Origin of the sequence: Sphingobacterium sp. UBA1897, assembly GCF_002337775.1 — a bacterium.
Lineage (GTDB): Bacteria > Bacteroidota > Bacteroidia > Sphingobacteriales > Sphingobacteriaceae > Sphingobacterium > Sphingobacterium siyangense.
Genome location: NZ_DDGR01000023.1, coordinates 203,411 through 210,535 on the forward strand (window position 1 = coordinate 203,411; position 7,125 = coordinate 210,535).

The following is a 7,125-nucleotide window of genomic DNA, read 5'->3' on the forward strand; positions in this document are numbered from 1 at the left end:
TAGTGGGTGGGAAAAATGATTAAAGATGAAAGAACTATGCTATGTATTCTTGTCGATAAGCTTATTAACTGCTTGCGGAAGCACAGAGAAGCCTATCGACCTTACGCCAAAACAACCGGGCAAGACTGCAGCTCATGAAGTTGCGGTGTTGCAGGAAAAGGTTATGTCGAGCAGTGTTAGATTGCCGGGAAAACTTAAACCATATAATGAAGTCAATATTTATGCGAAGATGAATAGTTTTGTGAAACATATTCATGTGGACCGTGGAACTATTGTCAGGAAAGGCCAACTGTTAATCCAGTTGGAAGCACCAGAAATGCTGGCGGCAGTACAGGCCGCGCGTTCGCGTTATGTACAGGCGCAGGAAACGGCTTCGGCGAGCAAAGATAAATATCGCCGACTGAAAAATGCAGCGCAGGAAGAGGGGGCTGTTTCACCTTTGGATCTGGATAATGCGTTGTCAAAGATGAAAGCAGATGAAGCTGTTGCCATGTCGGAAAAAGCTAATGTAGAAGAGGTGGAGATGATGCAATCTTATCTGGATATCAAAGCTCCTTTTAATGGTATTATTGTGCAACGTAATGTATCAGAAGGTGCGTTGGTCGGTCCAGGAAAAGGAAGCGATCAGCCTTTACTTATTTTGCAGGATCTTAATCGATTGCGATTGGAAGTACAGATTCCAGAGACCTATGTGGATAAAGTTGATTTATCTAAAAAAGTAGCTTATCGTTTCAATAATAAACCAAATAAAGTATTTGATGGGATGATCGCAAGATCAGCGAATTCGCTAGGGGCCATGCAGTCGGAAGCGATAGAGGTGGATGTTCCCAATGCCGATAATCTACTGAAGCCTGGTTTGTACTGTGAGGTTGATATACCGCTTTCTGCCGGAGCCAGTTCTTTACTGGTGCCATCGAATAGCATTGTTCGTTCGACGGAAAGACAATATGTTATTCAAGTCGTTGATGGAAAAGCTCATTTTGTGGATATCAAAGAAGGGGTGTCTACACATGATTCAACAGAAATTTTTGGTCAGCTGAATATACATGATCGGATTCTATTACATGCAAATGATGAAATTAAAGAAGGGACAGCACTTTCTTTAGAAAAGTAAATAGACTTCGTACGATAATAGCGTTTCGGATATAGGCCGAAACGCTATTATTATAGGTTTTAAATCGTCTTATTCAATAGGTCATAGAGACCTTTGATCAAGGCCCGTATTTGGCTGCCGTTCTGATCTGAAAATGAAAACTCATCTGCAAATCGGTTTGCTCCTCTCAGAAATTCCCGAAGCTCTTGTACATTGTCTACATTTTCTGCGCTTGAAAATTTATTCTTATAAAGAAGAACATAGTTTAGAAACTCCTGAGTTGACTGGTTGAGTGAAACTTCCTGTTGCAATAGCGTCAGAAGTTGCAGATAATGCGCTTTTATGTATTCAATATTTACCATGGTAAAGGAATTTCTTGTACGAGTTGCTTAAAGGCATCATCTCTGACAGCAGCAGGGATAAATAGCTGAATTGCTTTACCAGGAAGATGGGGGTTGATTATACCTGTGGCAATAGGTTGTCTTGCGGTGGCGCCCTGCCATACTTTTAGTGTTTTGGCTTGTGGAACTTCATACCGGTAAAATTTACTGAAGTTGTTCCATGCCGGTTGAACGGCAGTACCGCCGATTACGTCGCCGACGGATTTTGGAATCTCTTTGGTCCAGTAGCCGCCGGCAGGATTTCCTCCAGTGACACGATATATTTTGGTGCCTGCGGGTAGTTCTGTCGCTGTAGCGTCCACAAAGTTGGCAGCCTCTACTGCTGGTAAATCTAAATCTGGATTATTCCATGGGCTAGTTTTTCCATTGGATAAGCCATTCGGTACATAATCAGATTTTTCTATTCCAGGGATATTGTTCCAGTCTTCAATATATACCCTCTGATGATAAATACTTTGTGCTGTTTCCAGGTTATTCAGCAGAGCAGCCTTATCCTTTAACTTGGAAAATGCTTCTTTGAGTTTGGTTTGGTCCAAACCTTTTGCTATCCAATTGTTTAATTTGGCTTTGGTGCCTGTTCCTAAAGATTTTTCGAGGTCGTCCATCCAACTGGTCGAATTTTCGATTTCATCAATTGGATCCTTATCCGAGGAACAATTAACGACAAGTTGACTTGTGAAGATTAACAGAATCAACAGCACTGTTTGAGTAAATCTGGTCATGATTGGTTTACGTTGTTAGTATATAATTAAATGTAATTAATAAAATAGTTAACGTGTTTTTTAAATAATGGTTTTGATTTAAGTGATTATTTGTTAAATAATTATTTTTATGGAAATACTTTTATGTATTAATATGTGTTTTGCTGATGAAATTAGGTAATTGTTAAAATTTATGCAAGTTAATTTTGAGAATTTACTTAATTTAAAGGAAAGGTAATTTTATGGACTATAGTGGCTTTCTAGTCTCAAAATAGATCATTCTAGCTTAATCTTCGGCGGATTTTGCTAGGATATGAATCAAGTACCCATTCTATCCGATAGATTTGGATAGAATGAGGGATTCCAGCACTTTATAGGTTTGACGGGTTCTTGGCGCTATCAAAACGGGTTTTTAGATGCTGCCTTCTTGAACGGCGTAAACGTGATTTTTTTACAGGATAATGTCTCTTTTTTGTGATATTGTTAAAGATTAGAGCCACCAGGAATAAAATTATGCAACCTGATAGTACTGGACTTAATACGTACCAATATCCCATTGAAGAGATCTTTGTTCCGCTGCTGACTGCAATGAGTGCAGTTGCTCCACCAGGAGGATGCAGCGTGCGTGTATGTTGCATACAAACAATGGACAGGGCAACGGCAAAGGGAGCGGTCAGCCAGATAATATCGGGAAGGAGCTGTGCAACGGTAACTCCGGCGATTGCAGAAACAACATGGCCGCCGATTAAATTGCGTGGCTGTGCAAGTGGACTTTGTATGGCACCATAAACCAAAACCGAGGAAGCTCCGAAAGAACCTATCAAAAAGACATTTTCGAGCGAAGGTAAATGAAGTGATTGGATATAGGCGATAATAAATATCCCAACAAATGCACCAATAAATGACCAAAAATGTTCCCAAGGATCGACTAATGTCTCTCTATAGATCACATATCTATAGATCCGTAATTGTCTGTGGAGATGCTGTTTCATTTTATTTGCAAAAATATGTAGACCAAGGGCTTTAAACTTTGCGCATTCTATCTTGATTTTTGAAGAATTTATAACATTCGATTTCTTATGCTGGGTGTCACGATACTTTGGCAGCAAAGTCCATCGAAATGATGTCTAAGGGATGCCCCATTTTTATAGACTCATGGTAGTTACAACGCTTTTGGCTCTTGTTCAGATCGAAAAATTTACTGGGCAAAAGTACACTAAAATAATAAGATCTATCTCCTGTAATTTAAAATCTCCCTTTTGATACGGCTAGTTTTAACGTATACTCTTTTCTCGTCCAATGGGATTGGAGGATAGTTTTCTGTCCGATCTTTCAGGATCATTTTATGCTATAAGTAAGTGGATGTTAGTTTGATAAAATTGGTTCCATTGCGGCGCGCAACGTGGACCTGTTGGTTTTCGATCCGACCAGTGCAACTTACAATTTTGTAAGTTGTTCCAGTCTCCGGAAAAACACATTAGTTTTGTTCAAAAATTATACCCTATGGAATTGAAAGATAATATTGTGGGTTTTCACCACCTATCGATTAAGGCTCAGGATTTTGATAAGACGATTGGCTTTTATGGAAATCTTGGTTTTATTGTCGTGCATGAATGGTCGTTACCCGAGTTCAATTTAGAACGCTGCGCCATGCTTTTTAATGCCTCTATAGGCTATTATTTGGAAATTTGTGATAAGAATGCTGCTATTCCAACGCAGGGAAGAAGGCGTAAAGAAGGAGAGGAATATGTCGAGAATGCGCTACTTCATCTGTGTTTTACGGTAGAAGATGCCGAAGATGCCCGAATACAGGCTATCGCCCATGGTGCAAAGGACCTGAGTGCCGGTGTTTTCGAACTCAGGCTCAGTCAAGGTAAAAAAGATGTTTTTGTACGCAACAGTCTCGTTTATAGTCCAAATGGAGAGGTGATTGAATTTTTGGAGCGGGTTGATTTTAGTTAAGGATGGTCGTTGTTAAACCCAGAAAGGGCTGCCAATAGGGGTTTTAGCTGATGACTTTTGTCGGTCAGTGAATAGACAGATGCTGTTTTACTTCGGTCTTTTTGAATGAGTCCATCCAGCTGCAATTCTTTCAATTGTTTCGCAAGTGTACGATCGCTTACTTGGGGCAGAAGAATTTTGAATTCCGAATAGTTTGTGTCCTGCTCGAGGAGTTTGAATAGAATCGAAAGTTTCCATCGACCACTGAATAATGCCAACGTTTTTGAGGCGTTACAGAACTGTTGTAATGTTTTTTCATTGATTGCATTCGTCGAATTTTCTTTGCGGTCTGTCATAGCTACTAATATCGAAAAAAATGTGAAGAATGAAAGGGATATTTCCCTAGCAATTTGTGTCCTTCCGTCATCGATTTATTTTTAATAATTCTTTTATTTAGAATTATTAAAAATAGTATATCTTTGAGCCATTATTCATTGCGCTCCTACAAAGAGACAATATCATCTACAAATTCTTTTGTCTAAATGGAAACATACATTTTTTCAATGCGATCAATTTTACGCACTGTCTTTATCATTAGCCTTTTACATCTTTCACACAATCTGCTGTCGCAGGAGAGCAAGGGCAGCGTTCGCGGGCGCTTAACAATGGTGGATGGTGAACCTATGGCTTCCAAGGCTATTTCATTGCAAGAACTTCAGCGAACTACCCTTACAGATGAGGATGGTAAATACATCTTCAAAGGGTTAGATACAGGTAATTATACCATTCGTGTACAATTATTAGGGGCAAAGGAAATCAAGATCCCCGTTCACATCGGAGCTCCTCTTATTCATGTGGAAGCGAATTATCAGATGTCTGACGAGAATGTACTTGCTTTGCAGGAAGTTGTTGTGCACGGTAAAAACAACAGGTTTGTTCAAAAAGAAAGTGTGTACGTAGCGCGCTTACCTTTAAAAAATTTGGAGAACCCGCAGGTGTATAATGCCGTTCCCAAAGCCCTTTTTCAGGAGCAAATCGCCGTGGACCTCGGTAGCATTTCTAAAAATGTTCCCGGTGCTGGTATACCGATGATTGCTAATCAAGGCCGGGTAACGTTTCGTTCGAGAGGATTTGAAACTGAGCCAAATGCGCGTAATGGTGTTGCCGGAGCGGCTTTTTCTTTTATCGATCCAGTCAATTTGGAGCGCATTGAAGCCATAAAAGGACCATCAGCTACCTTGTTTGGAAAAAGTGTGTCGAGCAGTTACGGTGGCGTTTATAACCGTGTTACCAAAAAGCCTTATAACGATTTTGGGGGCGAAGTTGGTTATGTAGGTGGAAGCTGGAATTATAACCGTGTAGCTTTGGATCTCAATACGCCGATAAATGCAGACCGGACAGCTCTTTTCAGAATCAATGCCGCTGGAACGATAGAAAAAAGTTTTCAGGACCTGGGATTTACCAATAGCTTTGCCTTGGCACCAAGTTTCTCGTACCAGATAACAGATCGGCTTTCATTACTCTTGGATCTTGAGTACGGACAGGCTAAAGGAACATCTGTGGTACGTTTCAACCCATACACTGGAAGTAACAAAGTGCAGTCCATCAGTGATATGAAATTCCCTTACAAAAAGACTTTTCTAAGCAATGATTTAGCCTATCAAACGCAGATGTTCAATATTTTTGCGCAGATGAACTATAAAATTTCAGAAGAATGGACTTCACAGACTATCATTTCTAGGGCAAATTCAACTATCAATGGGTATATCTCAGCGCTGAATGGTAAATCTGATTCGACCTTAAATGCACAGGTTATGGTGGGAACTACGTCGTTTATTGCGACGGATCTGCAACAGAATTTTATCGGTGATTTTCATATCGGAAAATTTCGCAACCGGATGGTTATAGGCTTGGACTACTATAATAATTCCAATTATTTTGATCGCTACCATACCAACACTCGGACAATCAATTTTATAAATCCACCTGCAGATTATCGTATCAATCATTTTATTGTTGATTCTTTAACCGCAAAATCTGCCTATCGTAAAGAGAAAAATAGTGACGATACTTATGCAGCATACGTTTCTGATGTATTTAATTTGACTGATCAATTGATGGTTATGGCGAGTTTGCGCGTGGACCGCTTCCAATATCATGGGGTCTACAATATTACGACAGGGGAAACTACGGGCGGAATAGGTGCTGGGGGGATTCAAAAAGGACCATTTGGGCAAACAGCATTGTCACCCAAATTTGGTGTGGTATATGAAGCGCTCAAAGATAAGCTATCGGTATTTGGAAACTATATGAATGGTTTTAATAACATCAGTGGTGTGGATATCAATAGCAATCCTTTCAAACCCGAATATGCCAATCAGATGGAGTTTGGTGTAAAAGGGGATCTATTCAACCACCGGTTGGCTGGAACTGTAAGTTATTACGATATCCGTGTGGATAATGTTTTACGCACGAATCCAGATGATAGTAATTATTCCATCCAGGACGGTACACAGTTAAGTAAAGGTGTTGAAGTGGAATTGACCGCGAACCCATTTAACGGAATGAATATTGTAGCTGGATATGCTTATAATGAGAGTAAATATAGTAATGCCGATCCATCGGTAAATGGTTTGAGACCTGCACTTTCGGGGCCACAGCGTATGTTGAATTTTTGGTTGAGTTATCGTATACCAGCTGGAAAATATCAAGGACTGGGCGCCGGATTTGGAGGAAATATGGGAAGTTCCTCTTATCAGACAAATACACAGACGGCTAAGGTTATTATTCCTTCCTATCAGCTATTTGACGCAACTGTTTATTATGATCAACCTAAATTTAGGGTCGGAATAAAAGTAGATAATTTGACAAGTGAGAAAGCTTGGTCGGTAAGGCTTACGCCACAGAGCCCGGCGCGTGTTTTGGCTAACTTTACACTAAAATTTTAGTGGAAGACCACAACGATATAAAATAGATAAAAAAAGAGAAG

7 protein-coding genes are annotated in these 7,125 nt (G+C 40.0%); 3 read left to right on the top strand and 4 right to left on the bottom strand.

Going from position 1 to position 7,125, the window contains the following annotated elements:
• Positions 1 to 25: 25 nt before the first annotated feature.
• Positions 26 to 1,114, top strand: coding sequence for an efflux RND transporter periplasmic adaptor subunit (locus B4N43_RS14210; protein WP_115050069.1), 1,089 nt, complete (start codon positions 26 to 28; stop codon positions 1,112 to 1,114).
• Positions 1,115 to 1,173: 59 nt separating this feature from the next.
• On the opposite strand, the gene B4N43_RS14215 is transcribed toward B4N43_RS14210, so the two are convergent.
• From B4N43_RS14215 to B4N43_RS14225, 3 genes are all read right to left on the bottom strand, one after another.
• A complete protein-coding gene (locus B4N43_RS14215) occupies positions 1,174 to 1,455 on the bottom strand; it encodes a hypothetical protein (protein ID WP_286735387.1) in 282 nt (93 codons plus the stop codon).
• Complete coding sequence (locus B4N43_RS14220) at positions 1,449 to 2,216, bottom strand: hypothetical protein (RefSeq protein WP_286735388.1); 768 nt, start codon at positions 2,214 to 2,216, stop codon at positions 1,449 to 1,451. Before B4N43_RS14220 ends, B4N43_RS14215 begins: the two co-directional genes overlap by 7 nt.
• 350 nt (positions 2,217 to 2,566) lie before the next feature.
• The gene (locus tag B4N43_RS14225) at positions 2,567 to 3,187 is read right to left on the bottom strand and encodes an HPP family protein (protein ID WP_075993821.1); all 621 of its coding nucleotides are present in this window, start codon (positions 3,185 to 3,187) and stop codon (positions 2,567 to 2,569) included.
• 511 nt (positions 3,188 to 3,698) lie between these two features.
• Between B4N43_RS14225 and B4N43_RS14230 the strand changes: the two genes are divergently transcribed.
• The gene (locus tag B4N43_RS14230) at positions 3,699 to 4,157 is read left to right on the top strand and encodes a VOC family protein (protein ID WP_145329528.1); all 459 of its coding nucleotides are present in this window, start codon (positions 3,699 to 3,701) and stop codon (positions 4,155 to 4,157) included.
• On the opposite strand, the gene B4N43_RS14235 is transcribed toward B4N43_RS14230, so the two are convergent.
• Positions 4,154 to 4,492: a winged helix-turn-helix transcriptional regulator gene (locus tag B4N43_RS14235; protein WP_115050077.1), complete on the bottom strand. Its 339-nt coding sequence runs from the start codon at positions 4,490 to 4,492 to the stop codon at positions 4,154 to 4,156. The two genes, B4N43_RS14230 and B4N43_RS14235, sit on opposite strands and share 4 nt — an antisense overlap.
• Positions 4,493 to 4,699: 207 nt before the next feature.
• Between B4N43_RS14235 and B4N43_RS14240 the strand changes: the two genes are divergently transcribed.
• Positions 4,700 to 7,084: a TonB-dependent receptor gene (locus B4N43_RS14240; RefSeq protein WP_286735389.1), complete on the top strand. Its 2,385-nt coding sequence runs from the start codon at positions 4,700 to 4,702 to the stop codon at positions 7,082 to 7,084.
• Positions 7,085 to 7,125 lie beyond the last annotated feature (41 nt).

Coding starts and splice junctions, on each gene's coding strand:
- B4N43_RS14210 (WP_115050069.1), top strand. CDS start 26: ATGAAAGAACTATGCTATGTATTCTTGTCGATAAGCTTATTAACTGCT.
- B4N43_RS14215 (WP_286735387.1), bottom strand. CDS start 1,455: ATGGTAAATATTGAATACATAAAAGCGCATTATCTGCAACTTCTGACG.
- B4N43_RS14220 (WP_286735388.1), bottom strand. CDS start 2,216: ATGACCAGATTTACTCAAACAGTGCTGTTGATTCTGTTAATCTTCACA.
- B4N43_RS14225 (WP_075993821.1), bottom strand. CDS start 3,187: ATGAAACAGCATCTCCACAGACAATTACGGATCTATAGATATGTGATC.
- B4N43_RS14230 (WP_145329528.1), top strand. CDS start 3,699: ATGGAATTGAAAGATAATATTGTGGGTTTTCACCACCTATCGATTAAG.
- B4N43_RS14235 (WP_115050077.1), bottom strand. CDS start 4,492: ATGACAGACCGCAAAGAAAATTCGACGAATGCAATCAATGAAAAAACA.
- B4N43_RS14240 (WP_286735389.1), top strand. CDS start 4,700: ATGCGATCAATTTTACGCACTGTCTTTATCATTAGCCTTTTACATCTT.